Origin of the sequence: Solibacillus sp. FSL K6-1126 (assembly GCF_038003445.1) — a bacterium.
GTDB classification, from domain to species: Bacteria; Bacillota; Bacilli; order Bacillales_A; family Planococcaceae; genus Solibacillus; species Solibacillus silvestris.
Window position 1 is genome coordinate 2,417,889 of the sequence record NZ_JBBOPD010000001.1, and the last position, 14,486, is coordinate 2,432,374.

Sequence of the window (14,486 nt, forward strand, 5' to 3'; positions counted from 1 at the left end):
TTATATTCTTGAGGAGGAGATGTAATTATGAATCCAGTCGTAGGTCTGGATGTTTCAAAAGGAGAAAGTCAGGTTCAAGCCTTTTTAGATAAAGGCAAACCATATCGTAAGAGCTTTAGTATTAAACATACTCTTGATGGTTTAGATAGTTTATTAGAATTTCTAAGGGAAGTAGAGAAATTGGCTGATGGTAAGCAACCTTCGGTTATTTTAGAATCTACAGGTCAATATCATATGCCCGTTATTCAATTTTTGGAGGAGCAACAATACGTCTATATTATTGTTAATCCACTTATCTCTCATCGAGCTAGAAGTACAAATTTACGCAAGGTAAAGACCGATGCCATTGATGCCTATCATCTATGCGAATTGTATTACAAGGAAGAGTTAGAGCCATATAAAAAGAGAGGTATACAACTCTTAAATCTTCGTAATCTCACTAGACAACAAGAAACAGTATCAAGCACAGCTGCACAAACAAAGTTACAGCTACAGTCCATCTTAGATCAGGTTTTCCCTGAATACAGAGGTGTCTTTGGAAATCTCTATTCAAAAATTTCGTTACAGATTCTATCCATCTTCCCAACCTCCAAAGAGGTTTTAAGTGTTAGCGAATCAGAACTTACTAATAAAATTGCGGAATTATGTACAACCCGTTCAGAAAGATGGGCAAAAGAAAAGGCAATTAAATTGAGAGAGGCTGCATTACGTAATCCATTTCAAAACAACTTGTATCAAAGCCATATCTTTAACCTAAGAATGTTTATTAACATTGTTCTTCAATATCAAGAGCATCTATCAAAGTTAGCAGCAGAAATAGATGCCCTCGCTAAAGAAATTGAAGAATATGAGATAATCCATTCTATCCCTGGTGTTGGAGAAAAGATTGCGGCAACAATCATCTCTGAAATTGGAGAGATAGAACGGTTTAACCATCCTAAAAAGCTAGTAGCATTCGCCGGGATAGATCCTAGCGTTTACTCTTCTGGTCGATTTACTGCTTCCATCAATCGTATAACCAAAAGAGGTTCCAGCAGGTTAAGACAAGCGTTATTTATGGCTGTACAATGCGGTATAAGAGATGCACGTAAGCAAAAAACAAGTGATGAAATACTCCCTAGAAATAAGAAATTACGAGAGTTCTACGATAAAAAACGCGAAGAAGGAAAGCCATTTAGAGTAGCAATCATTGCATGTGCTAATAAGCTTTTACATTGGATATATGCCCTACTTAAAAGGAAAGAAACCTTCCAAAATGCGGTTTAAAAAGTATATCTAAGTAGATTAAACAAAACCTTCCAATTTTAAAGAGGAAGGCTTATTTGGTGTACCCTTTTTTAGTATATCATGTAGGATTTAATATTTTTATCGAAAAATCTTGACAACTATTAGCTGGTTTTGTGGAATAAGAAACCCTGCCTACCAACAAATATTTTCTTAATACCTCGCAAATATTAAATAGGAATTCAATAGATAAACTCTTTAAAGGTAATTTCGTTATGTACACCATTCATTACCCGAGGTATTAGGAAAATTTCTTTTCTCTTAATTGCTTCTCTCAATTCAAATCCAAATATTGGATCTCCCTTTTTTTGAATTACTTTTCCTAAGAAGGAATTCGAACTCACTTTTAATATTCCAAATTGATCTAACCACCAGTACATACTTTTATTTAAAAACACTAAAGGTAAAGGATAATTTTTTACTAATTGCTAAGTATGTTTCTTTTTCCTTTGATAATTCTACTGCGATTTGAGCTCCACTATTTCCTCCACCTAATTAAATCAATCTATGCGAAACGTAAAGAAACGGTTGAGCGTGTCTTTGCGGATGCGAAAGAAAAGCATGGTATGCGATGGACAACTTTAAGGGGCCTTAAAAAATTGTCAATGCAGGCGATGCTACTTTTGTTGCCATGAATTTGAAGAAACTTGCCACATGGACTTGGCAAGGGGCTTAATAGAGGCATATTTCCTCGAAGAGGAGACTCTTTTACAGAATTCCAGGAACTAATTTGATAAAAGAAATGACAAAAGGCATCGAGAGACGGGCTCTCGATGCCTTTTGTCGACAATCTGACCCCACCCTTTAAGTGGAGTAGAAGATTTATTTACCTTAAAATAATGACTGCTATTCCAACTACAAAACAGTAGATTGAAAAGTAACCAAGTTTCCCTCTTTGCATAATATTAATAAACCACTATAACAAAAAATAGGAAGCAACTAAAGAGCAGTATGAAGTTCAATTACATTTACTGTATCCACGTACAATCACCCCTATCAGTTGCTGTTCTTTTTTGTTTTCCTTTTAACATAAATCGCCACTAAAATAATGAACAGCACGGCCAAGATTGCATAGGCGATGTTCGAATATATGTTCATATAATTGACAATATCATGCCATGATGCGCCAACTGCAGCACCAACTTTAGTCAAGACAACATTCCAAATCATAGTTCCCACTGTAGTAAGAAGGAAAAACAACCAAAAATTCATACGTGCCATACCTGCTGGGATGGATATTAAACTTCTGATTAAGGGAATAAATCTACAAAAGAAAACAGTCCAGACTCCATACCGATCAAACCATGACTGTGCCTTATAAATATCTTTTCTGGTAAGGCGTAAAAGGTGCCCCCATTTGTCCACAATTTTTTCGAGTCGATTTACATTAATTAACATTCCAATAGCATATAGTACAACAGCACCTGCCACTGAACCTGCAGTCGAGGCAACAACTACACCTAGAACACTCATATTTGTTGTTGTGGTCATAAAACCGCCAAAAGTTAGTATGACCTCTGATGGGATAGGTGGAAATATATTTTCTAACATAATTAAGAGAAATATCCCCATGTAGCCATAACTATTCATTATTTCTGTAATCCAATTTTCCATAAACTCTCCTTTACTTTGGTAAGATCTAAGTTTGTAGTAGTAAAAAGCAAAATCTTAAAAGCCACTATTAAAGTACCAAATAAGGAAGAAAACTTTACTGGTACAATGATTCAAAATTTTTAATGTCTAGTTTATATTTAACCACAAATTTGGAATCATGCACTTTAACTTCCTTTGCTATCCTTTTATAAATAAATCAACAAAAATACTTGTTCTTATAGAGAATTTTTTTCATATTGTTTCTCTTTATACATTTGGAAGAACCAAATGGCAACAGTTAGCCATATTGCACTAGCAAAGTATCCTCCGATAATATCGCTCGGATAATGTACCCCCAGATAAATGCTAGAGTTCGTTAATCACTAAAATCCCCCTCATCCAATTTTCACACAAAGAAACTCACAATAAATCATTCATAAGTCCAATATTGACAGTGCCATCAAACTTAACTTCCCCAAATGGTCGTTTGGTAACATTGCATAAAGTGATTTTATTCCACAATATGGTCCGATTGTAGAATAAGTAAAAACCAGCATTTTATAAGGTATTTTATCGAATGGATAACAAGTAAGTAATTTATTCTAAAAATTTTCTCTAATAAATTATAAAACTCAGCTATCTCACAAATAGCTGCTATAGATTCTATTTGTTAAATAAATCTTTAAAGCAGTACTAATTATAACCCCCTTCCGATTCATGTAAAAAATGTGATTAAAGAGCCTTGTAGGTGCTTCTATAATATCATTACTACTTGGCTTGCTTCATTGCTTCTTTTAAATTCTCAGCAAAAATATGTGGTGTATTAGCATTACTATAACCTTCTACAATTTGACCTATTAATTTCCCCGTTGAGTCCAGGGTGTAGCTTGTAATAGACTTACTTTTACCTGAAGCAGATGTATACCATAGGTCCAATTTGTCACCATTAATCATGGCTTTCACAGCTCTAGCTGTATTAGAAACTATCTCATCTATCGCAGCTTGTTTGAGTCCGCCAAATGTTTTTTCAGATCTATTAACGGTTGATTCAGAAGTGAATTTTTCTTTATCAGATAGTATTTTTGAGTTTCTTCCGAAACTTTTTTTATTTGCTGCAACAAATCCTAAAACTGTTGTGACTACTAAAGGAATAATTACTTTTGATATTTTCATATGGGTATCTCCTAAACGTATTAGATTTTTCTATTAATCAATAATACCAACCTGAACTACTTTATAAAAGACTAGGTGATTACTTTACTCAACAATATGGCCCTTAACTGAAAAGGACCCCTTCCTAATTCAAGGAAAGCGCCCGATTGTTGAAGAAGTTGTTACGGTTGGTATGCCCTCTACCTTTTACAGAAAAAGGCTTTAATTTATTAAATATAAAATTATACTTTCATGGATACGGACTATACTAAATAAGGGTATACTAGACGTAGATCAGAATATTATTCTTATTTAATATTAATCTTAAATGCAGCTGGGAGGAATGTAATTGGATATCTCTTTATTATTGGAATATGGTTGGGTATTATTATTGTTAATCGGCTTAGAAGGATTGCTTGCAGCAGACAATGCCCTCGTTTTAGCAATCATGGTTAAACATTTACCTGAAAAGGAAAGACGACGGGCACTATTTTATGGTCTCGCAGGTGCTTTCATTTTCCGTTTTGCTTCATTATTTATCATCACTTTCCTAGTAGACGTCTGGCAGGTTCAGGCTATTGGGGCTCTCTATTTACTGTTCATTGCAATCAATCATATTGTAAGGAAACTATACTTTAAAAATAAAGGACCAAAAAAGGAAAAAGAACAGAAAAAATCTGGTTTTTGGGGTACGGTTATAAAGGTCGAATTGGCGGATATTGCATTCGCTGTTGATTCAATCTTAGCGGCAGTAGCTCTTGCAATGACGCTACCTAATACGGATTTACCGCAGATTGGTGGCATGGATGGCGGTAAGTTTCTTGTAATATTTGCAGGCGGGTTAATCGGATTAATTATCATGCGGTTTGCAGCAAACTTTTTCGTGAAACTCCTTGAATCCAAACCAGGACTGGAAATTGCAGCATTTGTAATCGTTGGATGGGTTGGTGTTAAACTTGCCGTATTAACTTTAAGTCACCCTGACGTTGGTGTCATTTCTTATGGGTTTGCCCATTCCCTTGAATGGAAGCTAATTTTCTATGGCGTGTTAATTGCAATTGCACTAGCAGGTTGGTTTTTATCTAAAAATAGTACAATAAAATCACCTAAACAATAAATTAATGCACAAATTATAAAATACTTTGAATTTGTCCTAAAAGATACCAAAGATTCACTCGACATAAGAAAACGTTGCAAGTTGACAAAAAGAGCCCGCTACTATTTAGTAACGGGCTCTTATTTATTTAAATTAATAAGTGCTAATTATATTTGATTCACTCCTTAGATATACTTTTGTACAACAAGCAATAAATCTGCATCACTCCCCCAAGAAAAAATGTTGCTCCACAATATGGCCCTATAATTGAATAAAGCACTTTTCTAATTCAGAAAAGCGCCTGTGGAATAATGAATGCCATTATAAGGTTATGATCAGCTTACAATAACATCCCAAAGCGATATGTGTAACATTAGGGGAATTCTACACGTCTATGTTTACAAGGGGGGAAATGTATGAAAAAGATATTAATTTCTTTATTAGCTGTAGTTGTGTTAGTAGGTGGGATTTATTTTGGATCTAACCTTAAACCACCTAAACCAACCATAACTATTGAAAATAATACTGTAAAAGTGGCACAAGGTTCTTATTGTTGGCGTGGGCTTATTAACGCACAATGTGTTGATATGATTTCGCCACCAGATATTATTAAACATCACGAACTTAAACCTGTTATTGTATCACCTGAAGCTGAATTAAAAATAGATTTTAATCGTAAACCTCTAGAAAATACGTTGACTGCATCTTTATGGCTTAGTAACGGTGAAACGGAAAATGCCCCATTAAATGACAATGTATTAGTAGTGCCAAAAGAAAAGGGTGTTTATATTTATAGTGTTTCTGCAAATTGGGAAAAGGGAAGTTCGGGTTATGTCTTTGTAATTGAAGTTAAATAAGTCTTTTCTTTCATGAGTATTTTAGTAACAAGTATTTATAACGTACACATAACTAAACCTAATAACGGTCCTAAATCAAAGTTTGGGCAGGTTGCAAAAGTCGAAAACGTTAATTTTACAGCGTTCTCGACCTTTTTGTATCATATTATTTATACGATATTTTATACAGGCAGCTGAAACCCTTGATATTAAGGATTTTATACAGCTGGGTATAATCTTCAATTTGCATAAAAACTTTTATAGCCATTCTTTTATCGTTAATTCTGCATATTTTCTAACACTCCCCAAGAAAAAAATGTTGCTCCACAATATGGCCCGATTGCTGAATAAACTATTCTACTAATTCTTTATACGAAGTTCGGCTACTTCTTCTAATAAATGAATAAACTTTTCCTGTTCCCTCTTACTGCTTTTAAGTCTATTCGACATCGTTCGACAATTTAAACTTTAGTTAATATTCAGTGCTTATTAGGTCGGGGGGGATTAAAACCCCGCCCGTTGTATTAATAATCAAATCAAGGCTCTTAAGACAACGTGCCTGTTTGTTTAATATAATATTTTCTTCCAATGATCTATTTAATGCCTTTCCAACTGTTTTTCCTATCTCAGCCCTTATACGTAGTTTTTAATATATCCATATTTTTCCAGTAAACCAACAATCTTGCACATTCCAGGTCTCTGCCTATAAAGATAGAACGGAAATTCCATTAATTCCGTAATATAATATACGCTAAGTAAATAATGTAGGTGGCGATAAGCACTAAGCCTTCCCACTTTCCGACCATGAAGCTGGTTCTTGAGAAAACCAATAACACAATAGTCAGTACAATCATAAGAATGACATCAATAAATATTTTATCATTTGCTGCTAATGGGGAAATAGAAGCCGAGGCACCAAGTACAAATAAGATGTTAAAAATATTACTCCCGACAATATTTCCAAGCGCGATTTCACTTTCTTTTTTCAGTGCAGCAGAGATGGAAGTGACGAGTTCAGGAAGGGATGTTCCAATTGCAATAATCGTTAACCCCACCAATGTTTCACTCATACCAAGAGAGTAAGCAATTTCTGTACCGTTATCTACTACCAGATTCCCTCCAAATATAATTGCAGCCAATCCTAATATTGTAATCAATATATTTTTTCCCCATCTGAGGTCCTCAGGAACTGGTTCGTCTGCTGTATCTTCCCGGCTTTTTAGTCCAATCTCAATTACATAGTACATAAAGATGGATAAGAACAATATAAAGATGAATCCATCACTGCGTGTAAGCAGGTTGCTATTTGATCCTTGCAATGCAATATCACTCATAAGAATTAGCAATGCCACACTTGCGAGTAATGTAAATGGCATTTCTTTTCTAATGGTCTCCCTTTCAACTCTCAAAGGATATAAAAAAGCTGCCACACCTACAACAAGGGTAATGTTAAAAATATTGCTTCCAACTACGTTACCCAGTGAAACATCTGCACTTCCTTCCAGTGCTGCAATAATACTGACAGTTGCTTCCGGTGAACTTGTTCCAAAGGCCACAATAGTTAACCCAATTAAAATAGTCGGAACCCGGAGCAGTTTAGCAATATTGGAAGATCCGTCAACAAAGAGGTCAGCTCCTTTTACCAACAATACAAAGCCTACAATTAATAAAATATAAGCCATTAGTTTATTCTCCCTATCTCATTCAGCGTTTTTTCTATTTTTTCTAATTACCATAAATACATACCCCATTATTACGGAATTAAAAAAGATAACGTAAAACTACTTCTAGAAGGACGCACACTAATTCAATTATGTTGGTTGGCTTATACCCACCACTCCAAGTAAAGTCCTATGCCTGTTAACATTGAATACGGAATCATACTACATATAATGGCCCGATTGTGGAATAATAAAACTGCATTTATCTTCTATATTTTAGAAAGCTTCAATTTAAAACCTTCCCTGAAAATCATCTGCTAAAGTTCTTTCCTTTTTATTTTTACCATCGGTTAAAAATACGATATTATCATTATTAATTTCATCATTAGTTGTTTGTTGTTGGAAGCTTGTAAGTTCCATATAAAAATCTTGAGGAGTATCAAACACCTCATCTAAAGCTCTTTTAATCCGTTTGTTTTTATTATTCAGATCAAGTAGGTTTTCTAAGGGTGTTCCTTCTTTATCACTATAACAAAACAATTTTAAAAGAAGAGTCTGATACTCTTTAACTTTATCGTTTAAATCTATTCGCTTTGCTTTTTCTTGCTCTAATTGTTGTTTCAACTCGGAATTTTTCTGTTTTAATTCTCTTTCTTTTTGGACACTTCTTCTTACTTCATTTTCAAGAGGCTGTAAATGTTTTATTAACATTTCTGGATTCTTTAAATACTTGTTAACTACATCTACCACATTCGGAATGTCCTTTTTATTATTGTTTCCATCCACTAGAGTTACGGTTCTAATTTCATTGGCCGTATCAATAGCCTTTCGTCCGGGCTGTTCTTTCTTTCTCCAAAAGTCTTCTGAATAAGTTCTGCTACAAATGTCTGGACGCTCTTTATGTAGTTCTAAATGATATCGGTACAACTTTACATATTCAATATCCCCGTGGGGCTTAACATTTTCTCTATAATGATTTATGATTGCATAAAGTTCCGGCTCGTCATAAATCGTTGCCGGTCTTCCTCTTCTTTTTTTCTCCTTACTCATCTACATCAACTCCCTTCAACATTTCCAAACGAGCTATTTCTTCCAAATGCTCCTGAATAGATATAGCCTCGGTACCCATTTTAGTAAAGGCATTGGGATGTACTTCGTTTTGTTTTAACATTTCTGTGGTGAAACTCTCGTTTAAGTTTTTCAAAAAGTTTCCTATCTCGACTATTTTTTGTTTTCTTTCACGAATCTTTGCTTCAATTAACGGTTTTACTTCCACTAACTTTTCAGGGTGAATCCACCAATGTTTGCATAACATACATTCTTCACTTTCACATCGCTGCAATTCATCAGTGCAAAAACCAATCTTCATTGGTAATCTCGTATTATTAGAGGGAAATTGATAGCTTCTTTTTTCGATATCCTTATACGAAACCTCATTACCTTCAAAAGTGGTTCCTTTTAGCTCTTTATCTTTTCTTTTAAAACTTTTGATTAGCTTATCCACTTCGATATCAATAAAATATTCAGTATGGTTTGAATAATGATACTGAGCTTCAATTGTTGAGTGTCCACCTAATCTAGCTATTTCAATTGGGGATATCCCTTGCATCAATAAAGCACAAAATGCAAAATGTCTAGTATCGTTGGGCCTTATCTCTCGTTCTACCGACTTTTTGTATTCTCCATAGACAATATCTTTGTAAAAACGTTTTAATAATGAGTCAAAATTATTACGATTAAAATATTCGTAATCTATTTTCTGATAAGTTCTATTGGTCACTCTTTTATCGACTGCTATGAGTGTTTTATAGGAAACCAGTGTTTTACTATTCCCATATGGGTTTGTAAGTCGGATATATTTATCGATCATATCATATATCTCTTTAGTAATTTCCAATGTATCAACCACTTGTACTCTCCGTTGACTAGCAGGTTTTTTCTCACGGGGGAGAGTAATATAATAACTTCCGTTATTCTGCGAAATACACTCTCTTTTAATCGTACAAAACTCGCTTATACGTATTGGGATTATAGTTGTTATCTTCCACCATAATAAAAGAGGGGAGAAAAACAGTCTGGAAGGAGAACTGAAACCTCTTTCAAAGTATCGATTAATACAATAATCGAATTTAAAAACGTCCTTACCTTTAGGTAGCTCTCTTACGAATACGCCACTCGGCACTCCTTTCTTAATATCCATCAAAGGTTTATGGTAAGTGTCAAAGGAATCCAATTCGGCAAAAGTCAAAAAGTTTAAAGTTGTGATTACCATATCTCTAACAGTGTCTATCCTATACCGATTCTTTTTCGGCTCCATCGGTTCAGAATAATTTTTAACTGCTGGAGTGAAGTTCCGTAAGTATTCAGCAAAATCATTTACCTTATTTGCACTAAAAAAATCGGTTTGTTTGATAACCTTAATTAGCAGCGATAATCTCTTTTGCACTAAGGACGTATGATACTCTCTCAAAAGTTCAGCAGCCCAACATTTAATAATAACAACAGATGTGGAATCCCAATCATTACGAAATCTAACCGCATTATTTATTGTAGAAAAATCTAAATAATGCCTTTGTCCTTTGTATAAATGCCTCTCAAAAGTCCATATATCATCTTCAAAAAAACCACTAAAGATTTCATCTTCTTCTCGAAAAATTTCAAGGATTTCCTTCGCTCTTTTAACACTTAAATCAATCGAAAATTTTTCTTCCGACAATGCATCTAAATCTATATATTCTCTCAAGTTCTCTACCAACATACTAATTAACCCTCCTAAGTTAGCTGATATTGCTCTCTTAAAGAGCCTATCTCGTCAAGATGCATTATAAATTCTTCACGAGAATCAGATATAAACTCATATGCATCAAATCCAAACCTTTGAATTGCTTGGGCAAACAAGTCTAATTGTATATAAAATAATCTCGCCTTTTTTCTCTGTTCATAGTATGGTTCTTTCGTGTCTGGCTTTTGAGTGTCTATATAGCTGTTCAACCTATCCTGAAGACTTGTTCCAAGGGCTGAGAGGGCATAATAGTTCGGGATAGCAAAAGCACAGTCAAAACAAGAAATACCTTGTCCTTTTTTTACACAGCCACTTTCCGCAACCATACATTGAACGTTATCTTGTTTGCTCGGTAATTGATGAGTTTCAATTTTATTCACAAATTCCAAAGCTTCTTCTAAGCCCATTGAAAGAATACGGTCTAAGATTGATTTTCTATCACTCTGAATGACATTTAAAAAACCTGCAATTTCTTCAATTTTATAGATATCGCCAAAATAGTTTGTTAAGAATTGAATTTCGGTAGTTCTTTTTTCTCTGTCAATTTCAACCCCTTGCAAAACATCCAGAAATGTATCGTATATAAAGCCAAATGAACCTCGAGCAAATAATTGCCTAGTAAGGAAATTCAGCTCCTTTTCCGGAATATCCACATAGATATTAGTCGTTTCTTGTTTTAAGTGACCTCTCATTTTCTGGATAGCTTTCAATCCTGCAGAACCTTTTTTGATTTTACTCAATATCACATAAATATAAGACAGCAAGGATCTGTTCATCTTTCTTGATGAAAAATGAAATTCTTCATCTTCATATAATTTAAAAAACCATTTACGTCGAGTCTTCGAAAAATCTTCATCCTTATTACCAAAATTAATAAGCGATTTATTCAGAGGAAAAAGTCCATTGATTCTTAGCTCACATATGGCAATTGCTGTAGCAAAGGGTTTTTTCAATTCTTCAGAACAGAAGAAATAATTTTTAACCTGAGTTTTAGAGATGATGAATTCTGTTCGATACACTTGTTTTACTATATAATCAGCATCTTCATCACTCAGCTCATTTTCAAGCATCCAGTATAAATCAGTAATTTGAGTGCCACTTAAATTCACTCGTGGAAATGTAACGACATCTGAATGCCTCCAGGCATTATTCAAATGCAAAAGAACATATAACCAACTTGATGCCAAATATTTTGGTTTTCCCCCCATATTAATCTCCTGCAAAGTATCTTTTATAGTCCTTTCTTTATGTAAAGAGATATCTTTTGTGTAGTTATATATATTTTTATACTCTTCATACTCGTATATTGATTTATCTCGGGACTCTTGATCAAACTTGTAGGGATTATTAATATAATTGAAATTAAAGGATTCTATTTTTTCGCTTTTCAATTGATAATACACTTCTTTTAAATAGGAATAGATTATCCTAGAGTGAAAAACAGCAATTTCATTAAATAGAGTATTAACATCATTTGAAGACACCGAATAAATTTCTTGTTTCTTTTTCGAACTTACTAGATTAATCAAATCTACTGTAGAATAAACCAACTGATTGATATAGTTTTCTTGAGTCTTTCTGTTAGCCTTAGTTCTATTTAATTTACTTGCAACGTATTGCAACCAAGTTTGAGTTGTAAATGGCCCTAATTTATTAATGTCTATTTCCTTGATGCCCAATCGATATTTAAACGTTTCAAAATTTGATTCCATTTCTACTACAAGATGAACTGATTTTTTTGGTTTTTCCAACCAGTTATTGAAAGCTTCTTTTGGGACCATAACAACATTCCCTCTATCCCCATCAAAAATAGGGCGGAGCAAATTAGCTATTGGTTCACATTTAATAAATCTCGATTGAAAAACCAAACCATTAGTAGTTGCAATTTCCTCAGCTTCTTTAGTAGAAATATATTTTTCTCTTAATTGACTTTGGAGAGTTTTTAATCTATCAATATCTTCCTTTTTGAAGTATTTCCTACGATTTCTTGTAACTTTAAAGTCAAGATTATAATCTTTTACAATCAAAGGAAAATGGCGTTGGCTTTTTATTGATAATATTTGTTTGCTCTCTTCTATGGTATAATAATCAGACCGTTTAATACCTAAGTCCTCTTCACCCGAAAGCAATTTTAATTCTCGGTCGTCGATAACTGTTCTTGATGCACAATCATTAACAAGTGTTTCAAATTCACTCTTGGTGATAAATTGCTTGTTTTTTGCTAAGAATAAAGGATGAATGCTGAATTGTTGAAACCTCCTATGATATACTGCATACCTACTTTTCAATTCTTCTACTGGGATATAGTCTTTGAAGAATCTCTCTACTGATGATTTACTAATAAAATGGGTTTGACGATTAATCGGGAAGCCCAATTCAATACATTCAAAAGGAGAGTTGCTTCCTAACTTATTCATACTTTTTCTAAGGCCTCTCATACTATCATCTGTAATTTTAATCCCTAGTACAGCCGCAAATTCTCTATGGGACATATAATTTTCTATGATATTAGATTCATATGCTATATATTCTTTTAGCGATTCAATATCAACTTCGTTAGCATTAGCATCCCCATTTATTAATCTAAGATTAATCAAACTTTTTATTTTACCCGTAATTCTATGCCTTGCTGCTAATCTTGCCTTCTGGTCTGTATAGGGAAGGTTCTTGTATTCTTCTAGATGCTTAAAGGCCAATCCTATCTTAATCATTAATGTCACTTCGTAAAAACCCCCGGATTCCATTTTTCAGACAAATAATTCCCTACATCCAACGTTTCTTGAGTCGAGAAAACCTCCATTGCCGTTTCAAAATTGGATATCGCATTCCTGTAATCAATATAGTCTTTTGATGATTGAGTGCTTTTATCTCCTCTGATAATGGCTAGTTGTTTTTCATTAAGGTCCATACTAAATAAATAGTTAGTAAAAATTCCTCTTCCAATATGAGTACCCCAGGTAGAATCTGCAAGCATTTTAAAGTGTGAATAACGGCCAGGAGTTGCTGCTAATCTGTCTATATAGGTATACTTGACTTTTGCAAATTTCCTTTCGTAAGTTCCTCCGGAAATAGTCCTTCCTTTTTCATCAACGAAGAAAGCGTACGGATTTATTTTTTTAACCTTCGAATTCATTAACATATGATCATCGTATAATTCTTTTAAGTAGACGCTTGGTAATACAGGTTGGAGCCGTGGTCTTTTTACTTGTTCCTTTTTTGTATCTTTGAGATGATTAAATAAACGGTATTGGTTATCAAGAACAGCAATATAATTAGAACCACTTAAAAAGTCTGTTGGAATATTTGCCGGAGTTAGGTTCACAACCTCTCCTCTTCGTAATCCTCCAAAAATTTGAAGAGCAATTCCAAAAGCAATGTCAGGAGATACTCTCCGAGCCTCTTCTATGAATTCCCAAATTAACTTGTCTTTCTCTTCAGGTTCGTTACCAAAATCTTTAAGTTTGTTTCTGACTGGATTATCAGTAGAAGGATATTTTGTATCAAAACTCGGATGATCAAAAGGGGTTATAATTACTTCCTCTCCATTTCTATTTACATATGTATCAAATTCAATTTCTCGTTCAATTAATTCCATATCTGTTAAGTATTCATAGAAACGTATAAGATATTTTTCTATTTGATATTTAACATATTTGTATGCCATCTTTTTTTCTGATAAGTGGGTAATATAACGGGAACCGTGAATGAGTTGTAATCCTTTAAGTCCTTTCTCTCGTAACATTTCAAATTCAGGTTTTCCGAGGATTATTTGTTCGTAGATAAAATTTAAGAATTTTACTATTTCTCTAGCTGGATTCATTTGACCACTCAAGCTTTTACCTTTGAATTGATATTTTTGTCTAATAAAATGTGTAATAGGGTGGGGAACTATAATACCAGTGACTTTATCCTCAACCCCAATAACAACCACTCTTTTTTCTTCCAACTTGTTGTTGCCTAGTAAATCTTCTATGAGGACTTCTTTTGCTACAAATCTATATTTTTCTAAGCTCATTAATTTTTACACCTTCTTTTCGTATAATTATTTCTCCCGATGCTTTGTCCTCCATTAAGTGAGTAAA

At 33.8% G+C, this 14,486-nt stretch carries 10 protein-coding genes and 3 pseudogenes; 4 read left to right on the top strand and 9 right to left on the bottom strand.

The genetic code is table 11. The features are described from left to right. Positions 1-27 precede the first annotated feature (27 nt). Both MHH44_RS11875 and MHH44_RS11880 read left to right on the top strand, forming a co-directional pair. Positions 28-1,266, top strand: a complete 1,239-nt coding sequence (locus MHH44_RS11875) for an IS110 family transposase (protein WP_340798685.1) — start codon at positions 28-30, stop codon at positions 1,264-1,266. Positions 1,267-1,781: 515 nt separating this feature from the next. Next, a pseudogene (locus tag MHH44_RS11880) lies at positions 1,782-1,960 on the top strand (transposase); the annotation flags it as partial. A 150-nt stretch (positions 1,961-2,110) separates the two neighbouring features. On the opposite strand, the pseudogene MHH44_RS11885 reads toward MHH44_RS11880, so the two are convergent. From MHH44_RS11885 to MHH44_RS11900, 4 genes and pseudogenes are all read right to left on the bottom strand, one after another. Next, positions 2,111-2,230: pseudogene (locus MHH44_RS11885) on the bottom strand (undecaprenyl-diphosphate phosphatase); the annotation flags it as partial. A 50-nt stretch (positions 2,231-2,280) separates the two neighbouring features. Then, positions 2,281-2,898 (bottom strand): DedA family protein, encoded by a 618-nt coding sequence (locus MHH44_RS11890; protein WP_340798686.1) that lies wholly within the window; start codon positions 2,896-2,898, stop codon positions 2,281-2,283. A gap of 215 nt (positions 2,899-3,113) precedes the next feature. Continuing rightward, positions 3,114-3,248, bottom strand: a pseudogene (locus MHH44_RS11895) (phosphatase PAP2 family protein); the annotation flags it as partial. Between the two features lie 397 nt (positions 3,249-3,645). Beyond that, positions 3,646-4,050: a hypothetical protein gene (locus MHH44_RS11900; RefSeq protein WP_340798687.1), complete on the bottom strand. Its 405-nt coding sequence runs from the start codon at positions 4,048-4,050 to the stop codon at positions 3,646-3,648. Positions 4,051-4,378: 328 nt separating this feature from the next. Here MHH44_RS11900 and MHH44_RS11905 point away from each other — a divergent pair, with 328 nt between their 5' ends. Together MHH44_RS11905 and MHH44_RS11910 are read left to right on the top strand one after the other, a co-directional pair. Then, a complete protein-coding gene (locus MHH44_RS11905) occupies positions 4,379-5,146 on the top strand; it encodes a TerC family protein (RefSeq protein WP_340798688.1) in 768 nt (255 codons plus the stop codon). 395 nt (positions 5,147-5,541) lie between these two features. Then, positions 5,542-5,982: a hypothetical protein gene (locus tag MHH44_RS11910; protein ID WP_340798689.1), complete on the top strand. Its 441-nt coding sequence runs from the start codon at positions 5,542-5,544 to the stop codon at positions 5,980-5,982. A gap of 707 nt (positions 5,983-6,689) precedes the next feature. Here the strand turns inward: MHH44_RS11910 and MHH44_RS11915 are convergent. The 5 genes from MHH44_RS11915 to MHH44_RS11935 form a co-directional block, all read right to left on the bottom strand. Continuing rightward, positions 6,690-7,643, bottom strand: a complete 954-nt coding sequence (locus MHH44_RS11915; protein WP_340798690.1) for a calcium/sodium antiporter — start codon at positions 7,641-7,643, stop codon at positions 6,690-6,692. A gap of 270 nt (positions 7,644-7,913) precedes the next feature. Continuing rightward, the gene (locus tag MHH44_RS11920; RefSeq protein WP_340798691.1) at positions 7,914-8,672 is read right to left on the bottom strand and encodes a hypothetical protein; all 759 of its coding nucleotides are present in this window, start codon (positions 8,670-8,672) and stop codon (positions 7,914-7,916) included. Then, positions 8,665-10,380, bottom strand: coding sequence for a site-specific integrase (locus MHH44_RS11925; RefSeq protein WP_340798692.1), 1,716 nt, complete (start codon positions 10,378-10,380; stop codon positions 8,665-8,667). The genes MHH44_RS11920 and MHH44_RS11925 overlap by 8 nt, the downstream gene beginning before the upstream one ends. Positions 10,381-10,394: 14 nt before the next feature. Next, positions 10,395-13,124 carry a hypothetical protein gene (locus MHH44_RS11930; RefSeq protein ID WP_340798693.1) on the bottom strand — a complete coding sequence of 910 codons (2,730 nt, stop codon included), beginning with the start codon at positions 13,122-13,124 and terminating at the stop codon, positions 10,395-10,397. Then, entirely contained in the window at positions 13,121-14,419 is a 1,299-nt protein-coding gene (locus MHH44_RS11935; protein ID WP_340798694.1) for a site-specific integrase, read from the bottom strand. The genes MHH44_RS11930 and MHH44_RS11935 overlap by 4 nt, the downstream gene beginning before the upstream one ends. Positions 14,420-14,486 lie beyond the last annotated feature (67 nt).

Excerpts from the sequence above, each read along its gene's own strand:
- MHH44_RS11915 (WP_340798690.1), bottom strand. The coding sequence starts at position 7,643 with ATGGCTTATATTTTATTAATTGTAGGCTTTGTATTGTTGGTAAAAGGA.
- MHH44_RS11890 (WP_340798686.1), bottom strand. The coding sequence starts at position 2,898 with ATGGAAAATTGGATTACAGAAATAATGAATAGTTATGGCTACATGGGG.
- MHH44_RS11875 (WP_340798685.1), top strand. The coding sequence starts at position 28 with ATGAATCCAGTCGTAGGTCTGGATGTTTCAAAAGGAGAAAGTCAGGTT.
- MHH44_RS11935 (WP_340798694.1), bottom strand. The coding sequence starts at position 14,419 with ATGAGCTTAGAAAAATATAGATTTGTAGCAAAAGAAGTCCTCATAGAA.
- MHH44_RS11925 (WP_340798692.1), bottom strand. The coding sequence starts at position 10,380 with ATGTTGGTAGAGAACTTGAGAGAATATATAGATTTAGATGCATTGTCG.
- MHH44_RS11900 (WP_340798687.1), bottom strand. The coding sequence starts at position 4,050 with ATGAAAATATCAAAAGTAATTATTCCTTTAGTAGTCACAACAGTTTTA.
- MHH44_RS11920 (WP_340798691.1), bottom strand. The coding sequence starts at position 8,672 with ATGAGTAAGGAGAAAAAAAGAAGAGGAAGACCGGCAACGATTTATGAC.
- MHH44_RS11910 (WP_340798689.1), top strand. The coding sequence starts at position 5,542 with ATGAAAAAGATATTAATTTCTTTATTAGCTGTAGTTGTGTTAGTAGGT.